13 protein-coding genes are annotated in these 15,896 nt (G+C 59.3%); 3 read left to right on the top strand and 10 right to left on the bottom strand.

Translation table 11 applies throughout. The annotated features are described in order from the left end of the window. The 10 genes from BFP93_RS12560 to rpsB form a co-directional block, all read right to left on the bottom strand. Window positions 1–504 carry an OmpH family outer membrane protein gene (locus BFP93_RS12560; RefSeq protein WP_003189173.1) on the bottom strand — a complete coding sequence of 168 codons (504 nt, stop codon included), beginning with the start codon at window positions 502–504 and terminating at the stop codon, window positions 1–3. Window positions 505–549: 45 nt separating this feature from the next. Beyond that, the gene (bamA, locus tag BFP93_RS12555; RefSeq protein ID WP_065893371.1) at window positions 550–2,937 is read right to left on the bottom strand and encodes an outer membrane protein assembly factor BamA; all 2,388 of its coding nucleotides are present in this window, start codon (window positions 2,935–2,937) and stop codon (window positions 550–552) included. Window positions 2,938–3,011: 74 nt separating this feature from the next. After that, window positions 3,012–4,364 (bottom strand): sigma E protease regulator RseP, encoded by a 1,353-nt coding sequence (gene rseP, locus BFP93_RS12550; RefSeq protein ID WP_065893370.1) that lies wholly within the window; start codon window positions 4,362–4,364, stop codon window positions 3,012–3,014. Window positions 4,365–4,402: 38 nt separating this feature from the next. Beyond that, window positions 4,403–5,608, bottom strand: coding sequence for a 1-deoxy-D-xylulose-5-phosphate reductoisomerase (gene ispC / locus BFP93_RS12545; protein WP_065893369.1), 1,206 nt, complete (start codon window positions 5,606–5,608; stop codon window positions 4,403–4,405). After that, window positions 5,605–6,411 (bottom strand): phosphatidate cytidylyltransferase, encoded by an 807-nt coding sequence (locus tag BFP93_RS12540; RefSeq protein WP_065893368.1) that lies wholly within the window; start codon window positions 6,409–6,411, stop codon window positions 5,605–5,607. Before BFP93_RS12540 ends, ispC begins: the two co-directional genes overlap by 4 nt. Then, a complete protein-coding gene (gene uppS, locus BFP93_RS12535; RefSeq protein WP_017137143.1) occupies window positions 6,412–7,167 on the bottom strand; it encodes a polyprenyl diphosphate synthase in 756 nt (251 codons plus the stop codon). 17 nt (window positions 7,168–7,184) lie between these two features. Beyond that, window positions 7,185–7,742, bottom strand: coding sequence for a ribosome recycling factor (gene frr, locus BFP93_RS12530; RefSeq protein ID WP_065886088.1), 558 nt, complete (start codon window positions 7,740–7,742; stop codon window positions 7,185–7,187). Beyond that, window positions 7,739–8,482 carry a UMP kinase gene (gene pyrH / locus BFP93_RS12525; protein ID WP_003172271.1) on the bottom strand — a complete coding sequence of 248 codons (744 nt, stop codon included), beginning with the start codon at window positions 8,480–8,482 and terminating at the stop codon, window positions 7,739–7,741. The genes frr and pyrH overlap by 4 nt, the downstream gene beginning before the upstream one ends. A 212-nt stretch (window positions 8,483–8,694) precedes the next feature. Further along, window positions 8,695–9,558, bottom strand: a complete 864-nt coding sequence (gene tsf, locus BFP93_RS12520; protein ID WP_065886087.1) for a translation elongation factor Ts — start codon at window positions 9,556–9,558, stop codon at window positions 8,695–8,697. 204 nt (window positions 9,559–9,762) lie between these two features. Further along, window positions 9,763–10,500 carry a 30S ribosomal protein S2 gene (gene rpsB, locus BFP93_RS12515; RefSeq protein ID WP_003219330.1) on the bottom strand — a complete coding sequence of 246 codons (738 nt, stop codon included), beginning with the start codon at window positions 10,498–10,500 and terminating at the stop codon, window positions 9,763–9,765. Between the two features lie 387 nt (window positions 10,501–10,887). Here rpsB and map point away from each other — a divergent pair, with 387 nt between their 5' ends. From map to dapC, 3 genes are all read left to right on the top strand, one after another. Next, the gene (gene map / locus BFP93_RS12510) at window positions 10,888–11,670 is read left to right on the top strand and encodes a type I methionyl aminopeptidase (RefSeq protein ID WP_065893367.1); all 783 of its coding nucleotides are present in this window, start codon (window positions 10,888–10,890) and stop codon (window positions 11,668–11,670) included. Window positions 11,671–11,733: 63 nt separating this feature from the next. Beyond that, the gene (locus BFP93_RS12505; protein ID WP_065893366.1) at window positions 11,734–14,436 is read left to right on the top strand and encodes a [protein-PII] uridylyltransferase; all 2,703 of its coding nucleotides are present in this window, start codon (window positions 11,734–11,736) and stop codon (window positions 14,434–14,436) included. A 138-nt stretch (window positions 14,437–14,574) separates the two neighbouring features. Continuing rightward, window positions 14,575–15,774: a succinyldiaminopimelate transaminase gene (gene dapC / locus BFP93_RS12500; protein ID WP_065893365.1), complete on the top strand. Its 1,200-nt coding sequence runs from the start codon at window positions 14,575–14,577 to the stop codon at window positions 15,772–15,774. Window positions 15,775–15,896: the final 122 nt, after the last annotated feature.

Raw genomic sequence — 15,896 nt, 5'->3', positions numbered from 1 at the left:
TTACTTCAGCTGGTTCATGCGCTCGATCACCTGGCGGGTGATGTCGTATTGAGGCTTGACGTCAATCACGGCGCCACGTTCGAACACCAGGTCAAAGGCACCCTTCTTGATGACTTCTTCCACGGCGCTGTCGAGCTTGGGCTTGAGCTGCTTGAGCATTTCGCGGTCGGCAACCGCCTTGGCTTCGTTCAGCTCCTTGGACTGGAACTGGTAGTCACGGGCCTTTTGCTTGAACTCAAGCTCCAGACGTTCGCGCTCGCCTTGCTGCATCTTGTCGCCACCGGCAACCAGACGGTCCTGGATGCCCTTGGCGCTGCTTTCCAGAGTCTTGAGCTTGGTCAGTTGCGGACCGAATTTCTTCTCAGCATCCACGGCGTAACGCTTGGCCGCGTCAGATTCCAGAAGGGCCATCTGATAGTTCAGCACGGCAATTTTCATTTCGGCGAAGGCCGGGGTGGTTACCAGCACAGTGGCCAGCAGGACCAATTGAGTCAACTTACGCACGATGTACTCCTACAGAATCCGTTGTCGTTATCTTAGGTCAGACGCTTAGAACGTCTGGCCAAGGGAGAATTGGAAAATCTGGGTTTCAGCGTTATCCGGTTTCTTGATCGGCATGGCCAGAGCAAAGCTCAATGGGCCCAGCGCGGTCACCCAGGTCACACCCACACCCACGGAGCTCGCCAGATTGCTGAGACTCACGTCGTTACACTGGGTGTTGGACCGCGAACCGTTCGGGTTGGTGATCTGCTCACATTTGGAGTCGAACACGTTACCCACATCCCAGAAGACCGAAGTACGCAGGGAACGTTGATCTTTCACGAATGGCAGCGGGAACAGAATTTCTGCACCGCCCTGGATCAGAACGTTACCGCCAAATGGCAGCGGCTTGTTGTCGGAGTCCACTCGCGTGCCCTGGTTACCCGTAAAGTCCTGGCCACGGCTCGGCGTACCACGCGGACCCAGGGTGCTGTCCTTGAAGCCACGTACCGAGTTGAAACCACCCGCGTAATAGTTTTCATAGAACGGCAAGCCATCGGTCGAACCATAACCGTCGCCATAGCCCAGCTCGGTGTGCAGGCGCATGGTGTAGTTGTCGCTCAACGGCTGGAACAACTGGCCGCGATAATCGAGTTTGAAGAACGACAGGTCGCTGCCCGGCGTGGTGACTTCCGCGGTCAGGCTCTGGGAATGGCCACGGGTTGCCAGTACGCCCTTGTTCAGGGTCGACTCGGACCAGCCGGCAGACGCCTTGAAGTTCAGGAACTTGTCGCCTTCACGGCGGGTGAAGTCGAAGATCTCGTCCACGGTGTACACACCGGTCTTGATCTCATCCTGCTGCGCGGTCAGGCCGAAGGTGAGACGCGAGGTCTCGCTGATCGGGTAACCCACGTTCACACCGGCGCCGAGGCTGTCGATCGCGTAGCTTGCAACGTCAACGTCGAGGTCTTTGTAGTCGGTGGTGCGATAGAAGGCGTTGTAGCCCAGGCTCACACCGTCTGCAGTCCAGTAGGGGTCGGTATAGCCGAAGTTGTATCGGCTCTGGTATTCGCTTCGGGTCAGGCCGATGGAGACACGGTTACCGGTACCGAGGAAGTTGTTTTGGGTGATGGAACCGCCCAGGATCAAACCGGCGCTCTGTGCGAAACCGACGCTGGCGGTAATCGAGCCCGAGGCTTGTTCTTCAACGGCGTAGTTCACGTCGACCTGGTCATCCACACCCGGTACGGCCGGGGTTTCAACGTTGACTTCCTTGAAGAAGCCCAGGCGCTCGAGTCGGGTCTTGGATTGGTCGATCAGGTAAGTCGACGCCCAGCCACCTTCCATCTGGCGCATTTCACGACGCAGCACTTCGTCCGAGGACTTGGTATTGCCACGGAAGTTGATGCGGTTGACATAGGCACGCTTGCCCGGATCCACGACGAACGTGATGTCCACGGTGTGGTCTTCATCGTTCGGGGTCGGCACGCCGTTGACGTTGGCGAAGGTGTAGCCTTCGTTACCCAGGCGACGGGTGATCAGCTCGGACGTGGTGGTCATCAGCTTGCGCGAGAACACCTGGTCCTTCTGGACGAGCAACAGGGACTTGACCTGGTCTTCAGGTACTTTCAAGTCACCGCTGAGCTTGACGTCACGAACCTTGTACTTCTCGCCTTCGTTGACGTTGACAGTGATGTAGACGTGCTTCTTGTCCGGGGTGATGGACACCTGGGTCGATGCGATGTCCATATTGATGTAGCCACGGTCCAGGTAGTAGGAGCGCAGGCGTTCCAGGTCGCCGGACAATTTCTCACGGGCGTACTTGTCATCATTCTTGAAGAATGACAACCAGTTGGTGGTCTTCAGTTCGAACAGGCCGATCAGGTCTTCATCAGCGAACTTGGTGTTGCCCACCACGTTGATGTGCTGGATGGCCGCCACGGTGCCTTCGTTGATGTTGACCTTCAGGCCTACCCGGTTACGCGGCTGCGGAATCACTTCCGTGTCCACGCTCGCCGAGTAGCGGCCCTGGGCAACGTACTGGCGTTGCAGTTCGTTACGCACACCTTCAAGGGTGGCGCGCTGGAAGATCTCGCCCTCGGCCAGGCCCGACTGCTTCAACCCTTTCATCAGGTCTTCAGTGGAGATGGCCTTGTTGCCCTCGATCGTGATACTCGCAACCGAAGGCCGCTCGACGACGGTGATGACCAGGACATTGCCTTCGCGACCCAGTTGGATATCTTGAAAGAACCCGGTTTTGAACAGCGCACGAGTGGATTCCACCAGGCGACGATCATCAGCCTGTTCCCCGACGTTCAACGGCAAGGCACCAAAGACGCTACCCGCGGAAACCCGCTGGAGGCCGTTGACGCGAATATCGGAGATGGTGAAGGACTCGGCGTGAACTTCGGCGATCATCAATACGGTGAGAACCGCAGTTAGCAGCAGACGTTTCATGAAGTCCTTTCTTATTCCAACTGGCAATAAACAAACTGCCGCAAAATGCGGCAGATTCGCAATTCAGCGAAGCGTTACAGTCGTCCCAGATCGTTGACCAGAGCTAACAACATCACTCCGACCACCAAACTGATACCGATCTGTATCCCCCAACCCTGCACCCGATCCGACAAGGGGCGACCACGCACCCACTCGACCAGATAAAACAGCAGATGCCCCCCATCCAATACAGGAATGGGCAGCAAATTCAGAACTCCAAGGCTGATACTCAGATAAGCCAGGAAATTCAGGAAATCCGCGACACCCGACTGGGCAGAAGCGCCCGCCACTTTAGCAATGGTTATCGGTCCACTCAAGTTTTTTACCGAGAGCTCGCCGAACAACATTTTCTTGAGGGATTCGAGGGTCAGCACGCTCATGGTCCAAGTGCGCCTGGTACCCTCGCCAATCGCGGCCAACGGCCCGAAGCTGACCTCTCTCACCATCGATGGCGGCCAATCGACACCTTTGACCCCGGCACCCAGGTAACCCCCGGCGGCCTTGGCCTCCCCACGAACCGACAAGGTCACAGGGACGTCGATTTGAGCACCTTCACGCTCAACTTTCAGCACAATTTTGGTATCAGGACGTACACGCACCAGGTCGACCACTTGCTGCCAGTCACCCAGTGCCTGTCCATCGAGGGCCAACAGCCGATCACCGGTTTTAAGGCCTGCGGCCTGCGCCGGACCTTTCGGGTCCAGCTCGGCCAATACCGGCGGCAGCGCCGGACGCCAGGGACGAATACCCAGGGATTTGATCGGATCCGGCTCGTCAGCACCTTGCAGCCAACGGTCCAAAGCCAGCTCACGCGGGCTTTCGGCGCTGGAGTCCTGCTCGCGCACCACCACATTGACGGTACCGCTTTCACCCAGTCGACGCACCAGCTGCAAATTGACCGCGCCCCAACCGGTGGTGGGCTCGCCATCAATGGAAACAATTTCCTGCCCTGCCACCAGCCCGGCCTTGGCCGCAATACTGCCTGACTCGACCGCGCCGATGACCGGGCGCACCTGCTGGCTGCCCATCATGGCGAGCACCCAGAAGAACACCATCGCCAACAGGAAGTTGGCAATCGGGCCGGCGGCCACGATGGCGATACGCTGACGAACGGTCTTGCGGTTGAAGGATTGGTCCAACTGATCCGCAGGCACTTCGCCTTCGCGCTCGTCGAGCATCTTCACGTAGCCACCCAACGGGATGGCTGCGATCACGAACTCGGTGCCTCGACGATCATGCCAGCGAACCAGCGGCATGCCGAAACCGACGGAAAAGCGCAGTACCTTGACGCCGCAACGACGCGCCACCCAGAAGTGGCCGAATTCGTGGAAGGTAACCAGCACACCCAGAGCAACCAGGGTGCCGACAATCATGTAGAGCGCACTCATCTAATTTCTCCGCATTTCAATCCGATGCCTGAAGGCGCTCACCCGCCCACAGCCTGACGCGCGTTGCGGTCCAGCCATTGCTCGGCCAGGGCCCGGGCCTTGGTATCCGCTTCGAACACGGCTCCCAGATCATTCACAGCCACTACCGGCTCAAGATTCAGGACGTCCTCGATGATACTCGCGATCTGCGGAAAGCGGATGCGCCGTTCGAGAAACGCCGCCACGGCGACTTCATTGGCTGCATTAAGCATGGCTGGCGCGCTGTTACCCGCCTCGGCCGCCTGCCGGGCCAGACGCAGGCATGGAAAGCGCTGCTCGTCCGGTGCTTGAAAATCCAGGCGCGCAATCGCAAACAGGTCCAACGGCGCCACACCGGAGTCAATCCGTTCCGGCCACGCCAGGGCATTGGCGATCGGCGTGCGCATATCGGGGTTACCCAATTGCGCCAGCACCGAGCCGTCCACGTAATCGACCAGGGAATGAATCACACTTTGTGGGTGAATCACCACTTCCACCTGGTCAGGCCGCGCATCGAACAACCAGCACGCCTCGATCAGCTCCAGCCCCTTGTTCATCATGCTTGCCGAATCCACGGAGATTTTGCGCCCCATGGACCAATTGGGATGCGCACACGCCTGGTCCGGCGATACATGCTCCAGTTCATCCAGCGGCGTTTGCCGGAAGGGGCCACCGGAAGCCGTGAGCAAAATCCGGCGCACACCCACCTGGCTCAAGCCACGGGCAAAATCGACGGGCATGCACTGGAAGATCGCGTTGTGCTCGCTGTCGAGGGGCAACAGGACCGCACCGCTCTTGCGCACGGCCTGCATGAAGAGCGCACCGGACATGACCAAGGCTTCTTTATTGGCCAGCAGGATCTTTTTGCCCGCATCGACTGCGGCAAGCGTGGGACGCAAACCCGCTGCCCCGACGATCGCCGCCACCACCGTATCCACCTCGGCATCCGCCGACACCTGGCACAGCCCCTCCTCACCCACCAACACCTGGGTGGCGAGACCGGCAGCGCGCAGATCATCCTGCAGGCCACGTGCGGCAACTGCCTGCGGCACCACCGCAAAACGCGGCGAGTGGCGCACGCACAGCGCCAGCAGCTCGCTCATACGCGTGAAGCCAGTCAGGGCAAACACTTGATAACGATCAGGATGACGGGCGATCACATCCAGGCTGCTCAGCCCGACCGAGCCCGTTGCGCCCAGCACCGTGACCTGTTGCAGGCGGCTCACGAAGCGATCATCCACAGCAACACGGCAAAGATCGGCAATGCAGCGGTGAGACTATCGATACGGTCCAGCACACCACCGTGACCCGGCAGCAGGTTACTGCTGTCCTTGATCCCGGCCTGACGCTTGAACATGCTTTCGGTGAGGTCGCCCACCACCGAAATGAATACGACCACGGCGGTCCCCAGCAAGGCCAGGAAGATCTGCTTCACCGACCAGTCACGCAGCACACCGACCACCAACGTAATCAGCAGCGTAAACGCCAGACCGCCGTATACGCCTTCCCAGCTCTTGCCCGGGCTGACGGCCGGCGCCAGCTTACGCTTGCCAAAAGCACGGCCGGAAAAGTAGGCGCCGATGTCAGCCCCCCAGACCAGCACCATGACGGCCAGGATCAATTCGTTGCCGTTGGGGAAACGCTTGATTTCCACCAGCCCTTGCCAGGCCGGCAGCAGGATCAGCAAACCAATTACCAGCTTGCACGCCACACTGGACCACTGGCCGCTGGTCCGTGGATAGGTGAGCACCAGGAACGTCGCCGTGGCCCACCACAGTACCGCCGCACCCAGCACCCAGGGCGCGATATCGGGCAGGATGTACATCAGGAACAGCAACAGCGCGACGATGGCGGCGTAGGCCATACGTTGCAATTGGTCGCTGAACCCCGCCAGACGCGCCCACTCCCATGCTCCGAGCATGACGACCAGGCCGATGAACAGCGCAAAACCGGAACCTTCAAGCAGGAAAAAACCGCACAAGGCAATCGGCAGCAGGATCAGTGCCGTGATGATTCGTTGTTTAAGCATTTAAACCCGGGCTCCAGCTTCGATCTGCTCGCTCGTTTTACCGAAGCGACGCTGACGGGAAGCGAAATCGGCCAGCGCATTGCGCATGGCATCGTGTTTGAAGTCCGGCCAGAACAGGTCGGAGAAGTACAGCTCGGTATAGGCCAGCTGCCACAGCAGGAAATTGCTGATGCGGTGCTCACCACCGGTACGAATGCACAAGTCCGGCAACGGCAGGTCGCCGGTTACCAGGCAGGTCTGCAACAGTTCGGGCGTAATGTCGTCGGGCCGCAGATGACCGGCCTGCACTTCGCGGGCCAGTCGCTGCGCAGCCTGGGCAATGTCCCACTGGCCGCCGTAATTGGCTGCGATCTGCAGCACAAAACGGTTGCTGCCGGCAGTGATGGCCTCGGCTTCACGCATGGCCGCCTGCAACTCCGGGTGGAAGCGGGAGCGGTCACCAATGATACGCAGGCTGATGTTGTTGTCATTGAGGCGCTTGGCCTCGCGACGCAGCGCCTTGAAGAACAGGTCCATCAAGGCGCTGACCTCTTCGGCGGGCCGTTGCCAGTTCTCACTGGAAAAGGCAAACAGCGTCAGCACTTCAACCTTGGCTTCGGCACACACTTCGATGACAGCGCGCACCGCATCGACACCCGCTTTATGCCCGGCAACACCCGGCATAAAGCGTTTTTTCGCCCAGCGATTATTCCCATCCATGATGATCGCGACATGGCGCGGCACCACAGAGGGCACAGTCTGCTTGGTCTTTTCCATGAAGGCGTCCTGACCCCTTATACGGCCATCAGGTCCTTTTCTTTTTCCTCGGTGGCCTTGGTGATCTGGGCCTCCGCATCCTTGGTCAGCTTATCGATATCGGCGACGGCGCGACGCTCTTCGTCTTCGCTGATTTCCTTGTCCTTGACCAGCTTCTTCAGATCACCCAAGGCATCGCGACGGATATTGCGCACGGCCACGCGTGCATCTTCAGCCGCGCTGCGCGCCTGCTTGGTGAAGCCCTTGCGGGTTTCTTCGGTCAGGGCAGGCATGGAAATCAGCAGCAACTCGCCCAGGTTGGTCGGGTTGAGGTTCAGGCCGGCGCTCTGGATGGCTTTGTCGACAGCACCGAGCATGTTGCGCTCGAAGGCCACGACTTGCAGGGTGCGCGAGTCTTTTACGGTGATGTTGGCCACCTGGGTGATGGACGTGTCCGTGCCGTAGTACGGCACCATCACGCTGCCCAGGATGCTCGGGTGCGCCTTGCCGGTACGAATCTGGCCGAACGCATGGTTCAGAGACTCCAGGGATTTGTGCATACGCTCTTGAGCGTCTTTCTTGATTTCGTTGATCATTGTTGGCCTTCCTCGATCAGAGTCCCTTCCGCGCCGCCGTGTACGATATTCAGCAGGGCGCCGGGCTTGTTCATGTTAAATACGCGCAGCGGCATCTTGTGGTCGCGGCACAGGCAGATAGCCGTCAGGTCCATCACACCCAGCTTGCGATCCAGCACTTCATCGTAGGTCAGATGATCGAACTTCTCGGCATGCGGGTCTTTGAATGGATCTGCAGTGTATACGCCATCCACCTTGGTCGCCTTCAGCACCACGTCGGCGTCGATTTCGATAGCGCGCAGGCACGCGGCCGAATCGGTGGTGAAGAACGGGTTGCCGGTGCCTGCGGCAAAAATCACCACTTCCTTGGCGTTCAGGTGGCGCATGGCTTTGCGGCGATCGTAGTGATCGGTCACGCCGACCATGGAAATCGCCGACATCACGATGGCCGAGATGTTGGCGCGCTCCAGGGCGTCGCGCATGGCCAGGGCGTTCATCACAGTGGCCAGCATGCCCATGTGGTCGCCGGTGACCCGATCCATGCCCGCAGCACTCAGTGCCGCACCGCGGAACAGGTTGCCACCGCCGATCACCAGGCCCACCTGAACACCGATACCGACCAATTGGCCGACTTCGAGCGCCATGCGGTCAAGCACCTTGGGGTCGATCCCGAACTCTTCCGAGCCCATCAGGGCCTCGCCGCTGAGCTTGAGTAGAATGCGTTTATAGCGAGCCTGATAACCACTGCCCTGCTGAGCCATTGCGAATCTCTCCTGCGGCGTATGTTCTAAAAAATTCTTGGCGAGCCGTTTACGGCTTGCGTTCACTCTAGCTGGACGCTATCACAGCGCCATCGGAACACGGCTTTGTAAGCCAGTTCCGAGGGGAAGCCAAATAAAATTAGCGTTCCCATTTGAAAAGAGGCTGCGCGCGTGAGCGGGCAGCCTCTTTCGGGCGACAGTTGAAAACTGTCTTATTGCTTGGCGGCAGCCAGCTGGGCAGCAACTTCTTCAGCGAAGTTGTCGACCGGCTTCTCGATGCCGTCGCCTACTTTGAAGTAGGTGAAGGAAACGATTTCAGCACCGGCTTTCTTGGCCAGTTCGCCCACCTTGATTTCAGGGTTCTTGACGAACGCCTGCTCAACCAGGCTTGCTTCAGCCAGGAACTTGCTGATACGGCCCTTGACCATATTTTCAACAATGTTTTCCGGCTTGCCTTTGATTTTTTCTTCGTTCAGCTGCAGGAACACAGCTTTTTCACGCTCGATCGCTTCGGCGGACACTTCCGAAGGCAGCAGGAACTCAGGGTTGCTCGCGGCAACGTGCATGGCGATGTCTTTAGCCAGCTCAACGTCGCCGCCTTTCAGAACAACCGCTACACCGATTTTGTTGCCGTGCAGGTAACCACCAACAACATCACCTTCCACACGGGTCAGGCGACGGATGTTGACGTTTTCGCCAACCTTGCCGACCAGTACCAGGCGTGCAGCTTCCTGAGCTTCGATCAGCGGAGCGACGTCAGTCAGCTTGTCGGCGAACGCTTTATCAACGCTGGCAGCAACAAATGCCTTGAAGTCGTCCTGCAGAGCCAGGAAGTCGGTCTGCGAGTTCACTTCCAGCAGAACGGCGGATTTGCCGTCTTCTTTCAGAGCGATAGCGCCTTCAGCAGCTACGTTGCCTGCTTTCTTGGCAGCCTTGATCGCGCCGGAAGCACGCATGTCATCAATGGCTTTTTCAATGTCGCCGTCAGCCTTTTCCAGGGCTTTCTTGCAATCCATCATGCCTTCGCCGGTACGCTCACGCAGTTCTTTAACCAACGCTGCAGTAATTGCTGCCATTTTCAAATTCCTCTTGGATAGGTTTTCAACCATTCCACCCGATCGAACGGGGGATCAATTCTTCCCGAACCACCGTTGTAGGCCGCTGCACGTTACAGTTGCCATGTTGCGCTGCCACAAGTGGGCGCCGACAAACGGTTTTCGAGGTGGCAAAAAGGGGGCCAAGCCCCCTTTTTGCTTACTGAGTCAACGCCAGGGCGTCAGTTACTCAGCGGCAGCGACCGGAGCTTCTTCAACGAACTGCTCGGTACCACCAGCAACGTGGTTGCGACCACGGATTACAGCGTCAGCCATCGAACCCATGTACAGCTGGATAGCGCGGATTGCGTCATCGTTGCCTGGGATGATGTAGTCAACGCCTTCCGGGCTGCTGTTGGTATCGACTACGCCGATAACCGGGATGCCCAGCTTGTTGGCTTCGGTGATCGCGATGCGCTCGTGATCAACGTCGATAACGAACAGTGCGTCAGGCAGACCGCCCATGTCCTTGATACCACCCAGGGAACGATCGAGCTTTTCCAGGTCGCGAGTGCGCATCAGCGCCTCTTTCTTGGTCAGCTTGGCGAAAGTACCGTCTTCGGCTTGCACTTCAAGGTCACGCAGACGCTTGATGGAAGCACGGATGGTTTTGAAGTTGGTCAGCATGCCGCCCAACCAGCGGTGATCGACGTACGGCGAACCGCAACGTGCTGCTTCTTCAGCAACGATCTTGCCAGCGGAACGCTTGGTGCCGACGAACAGAATCTTGTTTTTGCCCTGAGCCAGGCGCTCTACGAAGGTCAGCGCTTCGTTGAACATTGGCAGGGTTTTTTCAAGGTTGATAATGTGGATCTTGTTACGTGCGCCGAAAATGTACTTACCCATTTTCGGGTTCCAGTAACGGGTCTGGTGACCGAAGTGCACACCGGCCTTCAGCATATCGCGCATGTTGACTTGGGACATGATAGTTCCTTAATAAGTCGGGTTTGGCCTCCACGTATCCCAATGACCAACCAGCGGCTTCAAGGCCTCCGGCACCCAGGTCATCGTGTCGACACGTGTGTGGATTTAAGCTCTGCGGGGTATCCCCGGAAAGCGGCGCATTTTATACCACAGCATCGGCAAAAACGGAACACGCATTCACGTTTGCCGCGCGACGCGCTCACGTAACCCCTTGAATAGAGCCGACCTACCCCTACCTTATAGAGAGAAGCGATCATCAGAGGCTCATGATTTGACACCATCGTCTGCTAGAATCGCGTTTTTTGTGGCTTGTGCGAATTTCGCAACCTTTTGTCGCACGCCCGTCAACCGAATTGATTTCAGCGTATTGCGCTAGAGAGAGCCTGTATGACCGTGAGTTTGAAAACCGCCGAAGACATCGCCGGCATGCGCATTGCCGGAAAACTGGCTGCCGACGTGCTGGAAATGATCGCCGAGCACGTCAAGCCCGGCGTCACCACCGAGACACTGAACCAGATCTGCCACGACTATATAGTCAACGTGCAAGGCGCCATCCCTGCGCCGCTGAACTACAAGGGCTTCCCCAAGTCGATCTGCACCTCGGTCAACCACGTGGTCTGCCACGGGATTCCGGGTGACAAGCCGCTGAAGGATGGCGACACCCTGAACATCGACGTCACCGTGATCAAGGACCGTTACTTCGGCGACACCAGCCGCATGTTCCATGTCGGCACCGTGGCGCCGTGGGCCGAGCGCCTGTCCCAGGTGACCCAGGAATGCATGTACAAGGCCATCGAGATCGTCAAGCCTGGCTGCCGCCTGGGCGATATCGGCGAAGTGATCCAGAAGCACGCCGAAAAGAACGGTTTCTCGGTGGTACGCGAATTCTGCGGCCACGGCATCGGCACCGTGTTCCACGAAGAACCGCAGATCCTGCACTACGGCCGCGCCGGCACCGGCATGGAACTCAAGGCCGGCATGACCTTTACCATCGAGCCGATGATCAACCAGGGCAAGGCCGATACCAAGGTGCTGGGCGACGGCTGGACCGCCATCACCAAGGACCGCAAGCTCTCGGCGCAGTGGGAACACACCCTGCTGGTCACCGAGACCGGCTACGAGATCTTTACCCTGCGCGCCGATGACACGATTCCACGCGTATCGGCGTAAAGGCCGGGCAGGTTTTCCCAACGGTGTAATGACTGACTGACAGATAGAAAGGAAAGCCGATCGATGCCCCAGGTGGATCCAGAACTCTTCGACCGTGGCCAGTTCCAGGCCGAACTGGCGTTGAAGGCAAGCCCCATCGCTGCGTTCAAGAAGGCGATCCGCCAGGCGCGCGACGTGCTCGATGCGCGCTTTCGCAGTGGCCGCGACATTCGCCGGCTGATCGAGGACCGTGCCTGGTTCGTCGATAATATCCTGCAAAAAGCCTGGGAACAGTTCGACTGGAGCACCGAGGCGGATATCGCCCTGGTGGCGGTCGGCGGCTACGGGCGCGGGGAGTTGCACCCCTACTCCGACATCGACCTGCTGATCCTGCTGGACAGCGCCGACCATGAGTTGTTTCGCGATTCCATCGAGCGTTTTCTGACCCTGTTGTGGGACATCGGCCTGGAAGTCGGCCAGAGCGTGCGCTCGGTCGAAGAGTGCGCCGAAGAGGCCCGCGCCGACTTGACGGTTGTCACCAACCTGATGGAAAGCCGCACCATCTGTGGCCCCGAGCGCCTGCGCCAGCGCATGCTCGAAGTCACCAGCACCGCGCACATGTGGCCAAGCAAGGAGTTTTTCCTGGCCAAGCGCGCCGAGCAAAAGGCACGGCACCACAAATATAACGATACCGAATACAACCTGGAACCCAACGTCAAGGGTTCGCCGGGCGGGCTGCGCGATATCCAGACGATTTTGTGGGTGGCCCGTCGTCAGTACGGCACCCTGAACCTGCGCGCCCTGGCCGGCGAGGGTTTTCTGGTGGAGAGCGAAAACACCCTGCTGGCCTCGTCCCAGGAGTTCCTGTGGAAGGTGCGCTACGCCCTGCACATGCTTGCCGGGCGCTCCGAGGACCGCCTGCTGTTCGACCATCAGCGCTCCATCGCCACCCTGCTGGGTTTTGAAGGCGAAGATGCGAAGACCAGCATCGAAAGCTTCATGCAGCAGTATTACCGGGTGGTGATGAGCATCGCCCAGCTCAGCGACCTGATCATCCAGCACTTCGAAGAAGTGATCCTGGCGCCCGAAGACGAAGCGCCGCCGCAGCCGATCAACGCACGCTTCCAGCTGCATGATGGCTATATCGAGGCGCGCAACGACAACGTGTTCCGCCGCACGCCGTTCGCCATGCTGGAAATCTTCGTGTTGATGGCCCAGCAGCCGGAAATCAAAGGCGTGCGCGCCGACACCATCCGCCTGCTGCGGGAAAACCGTCATCTGATCGACGACGCGTTTCGTCACGACATCCGCAACACCAGCCTGTTTATCGAACTGTTCAAGTGCAAGATCGGCATCCACCGCAACCTGCGGCGGATGAACCGCTACGGCATCCTCGGGCGCTACCTGCCGGAGTTCGGCTTTATCGTCGGGCAGATGCAGCATGACCTGTTCCACATCTACACCGTGGACGCGCACACCCTGAACCTGATCAAGCATTTGCGTAAGTTGCAGTACACCCAAGTGTCAGAGAAATTCCCGCTGGCCAGCAAGCTCATGGCCAAGCTGCCCAAGCCGGAACTGATTTACCTGGCCGGCCTCTACCACGACATCGGCAAGGGTCGACATGGCGATCACTCGGAGATCGGCGCGGTCGATGCCGAAGCGTTCTGCCAGCGCCACCAGTTGCCGGTGTGGGACAGCCGCCTGATCGTCTGGCTGGTGCAGAACCACCTGGTCATGTCGACCACGGCCCAGCGCAAGGACTTGTCCGACCCGCAAGTCATCCACGACTTCGCGCAGATCGTGGGCGATGAGACCCACCTCGACTACCTCTACGTGCTGACCGTTTCCGACATCAACGCCACCAACCCCACGCTCTGGAATTCCTGGCGCGCCAGCCTGTTGCGCCAGCTCTATACCGAGACCAAGCGCGCCCTGCGCCGCGGCCTGGAAAACCCGGTGGACCGCGAAGAGCAGATCCGCCGCACCCAAAGCGCGGCGCTGGATATCCTGGTGCGCGGCGGCAACGACCCGGATGACGTCGAACAACTATGGTCGCAACTGGGTGACGATTACTTCCTGCGCCACACCGCCGGCGACGTCGCCTGGCACACCGACGCCATCCTTCAGCAGCCGGCCGACGGTGGCCCACTGGTACTGATCAAGGAAACCACCCAGCGCGAATTCGAAGGTGGCACGCAGATCTTCATCTACGCGCCGGACCAGCACGACTTCTTCGCCGTAACCGTGGCGGCCATGGACCAGCTCAACCTGAACATTCACGACGCCCGGGTGATCACCTCCAGCAGCCAGTTCACCCTCGACACCTATATTGTGCTCGACACCGATGGCGACTCGATTGGCGATAACCCGCTGCGCGTGAAGAAGATCCGCGAAGGCCTGACCGAAGCCCTGCGCAACCCGGATGACTATCCAACCATCATCCAGCGCCGCGTACCGCGCCAGCTCAAGCACTTTGCCTTTGCACCCCAGGTGACTATTTCCAACGACGCCCAGCGCCCGGTCACTTTGCTGGAGCTCAGCGCGCCGGATCGCCCGGGCCTGCTGGCACGGATTGGCGGGATTTTCCTGGAGTTCGACCTGTCGCTGCAAAACGCCAAGATCGCGACCCTCGGCGAGCGCGTGGAAGACGTGTTCTTCATCACCGACGCCGATAACCAGCCGCTGTCCGACCCTGAGCTGTGCCGCCGCTTGCAGGAAGCGATCGTGGAGCAATTGAGCGTGACCCAGGAACCCGGCGTCGAGCTGACACGCTTGACCCTATGAACATCGGCTCTGTGGGAGGGGGCTTGCTCCCGATAGCAGTGGATCAGATAACAATCAGCTGACTGACACACCGCAATCGGGAGCAAGCCCCCTCCCACATTTAATTTTCGCCGGCAACTGAATTTGACGAGACTTTCGATGAACAACGCCCTGAACCAGCTGCAGCCCTACCCGTTCGAGAAACTGCGCGCACTGCTCGGCAGCGTCAAACCAAACCCGGACAAACGCCCGATTGCGCTGTCCATCGGCGAACCCAAGCACAAATCTCCGACGTTTGTCGCTGAGGCGCTGAGTAACAACCTCGATCAGATGGCCGTGTACCCGACCACGCTGGGTATCCCCGCACTGCGCGAAGCGATTGGGGCCTGGTGCGAGCGCCGCTTCAACGTCCCGCACGGCTGGCTGGACCCGGCGCGCAACATCCTGCCGGTCAACGGTACGCGAGAGGCGTTGTTTGCCTTTACCCAGACCGTGGTCAATCGCGGTGACGACGCGCTGGTGGTGAGCCCGAACCCGTTCTACCAGATCTACGAAGGCGCCGCGTTCCTCGCAGGGGCCAAGCCGCATTACCTGGCATGCCTGGACACTAATGGTTTCAACCCGGACTTCGATGCCGTGTCACCGGACATCTGGAAACGTTGCCAGATCCTGTTCCTGTGCTCCCCAGGCAACCCGACCGGTGCGCTGATTCCGCTGGACACCCTGAAAAAGCTGATCGCCCTGGCCGACGAGCACGACTTCGTGATTGCCGCCGACGAATGCTACAGCGAGCTGTACTTTGACGAACAAACCCCGCCGCCGGGCCTGCTCAGCGCCTGCGTTGAACTGGGTCGCCAGGACTTCAAGCGTTGCGTGGTGTTCCACAGCCTGTCCAAGCGTTCCAACCTGCCGGGCCTGCGCTCCGGGTTTGTGGCTGGCGACGCGGATATCCTCAAGGCCTTCCTGCTGTACCGCACCTACCACGGCTGCGCGATGCCGGTGCAAACCCAACTGGCCAGCATCGCCGCCTGGAAGGACGAGGCCCACGTGCTGGCCAACCGTGACCTGTATCGCGAAAAATTCGACGCCGTGCTGGCGATCCTCAAGCCGGTGCTGGATGTGCAAAGCCCGGACGGTGGCTTTTATCTGTGGCCGAATGTGAATAGCGACGATGCAGCGTTTTGCCGCGATTTGTTCGTGGAAGAACACGTGACGGTGGTACCGGGCTCGTATCTGTCGCGTGAAGTGGACGGTTTCAACCCGGGCGCGGGGCGCGTGCGCCTGGCGCTGGTTGCGCCGCTGGCGGAGTGTATGGAAGCGGCTGAACGGATTCGTGCCTTTATTCAGCGTCGCCGATAATGGCCAGGGGGGGGCACTTCAAGTGACCCGAATTCGCTTCACTCACATTCAGATCCACCCACACGTGTGCTGAAACGTTTTCTCTCATCCGGTGATGACGAATCAGGCTGTATAACCGCAAT

The organism is Pseudomonas sp. 44 R 15, from assembly GCF_900004965.1.
Lineage (GTDB): Bacteria > Pseudomonadota > Gammaproteobacteria > Pseudomonadales > Pseudomonadaceae > Aquipseudomonas > Aquipseudomonas orientalis_A.
This window is presented reverse-complemented; position numbering and strand designations above follow the sequence as displayed.

Bases quoted from the DNA above. Each gene is read 5' to 3' on its own strand.
- pyrH (WP_003172271.1), bottom strand. From the start codon at position 8,482: ATGGCTCAGCAGGGCAGTGGTTATCAGGCTCGCTATAAACGCATTCTA.
- tsf (WP_065886087.1), bottom strand. From the start codon at position 9,558: ATGGCAGCAATTACTGCAGCGTTGGTTAAAGAACTGCGTGAGCGTACC.
- rseP (WP_065893370.1), bottom strand. From the start codon at position 4,364: ATGAGTGCGCTCTACATGATTGTCGGCACCCTGGTTGCTCTGGGTGTG.
- uppS (WP_017137143.1), bottom strand. From the start codon at position 7,167: ATGGAAAAGACCAAGCAGACTGTGCCCTCTGTGGTGCCGCGCCATGTC.
- bamA (WP_065893371.1), bottom strand. From the start codon at position 2,937: ATGAAACGTCTGCTGCTAACTGCGGTTCTCACCGTATTGATGATCGCC.
- map (WP_065893367.1), top strand. From the start codon at position 10,888: ATGACCGTGAGTTTGAAAACCGCCGAAGACATCGCCGGCATGCGCATT.
- frr (WP_065886088.1), bottom strand. From the start codon at position 7,742: ATGATCAACGAAATCAAGAAAGACGCTCAAGAGCGTATGCACAAATCC.
- rpsB (WP_003219330.1), bottom strand. From the start codon at position 10,500: ATGTCCCAAGTCAACATGCGCGATATGCTGAAGGCCGGTGTGCACTTC.
- dapC (WP_065893365.1), top strand. From the start codon at position 14,575: ATGAACAACGCCCTGAACCAGCTGCAGCCCTACCCGTTCGAGAAACTG.
- BFP93_RS12505 (WP_065893366.1), top strand. From the start codon at position 11,734: ATGCCCCAGGTGGATCCAGAACTCTTCGACCGTGGCCAGTTCCAGGCC.
- BFP93_RS12540 (WP_065893368.1), bottom strand. From the start codon at position 6,411: ATGCTTAAACAACGAATCATCACGGCACTGATCCTGCTGCCGATTGCC.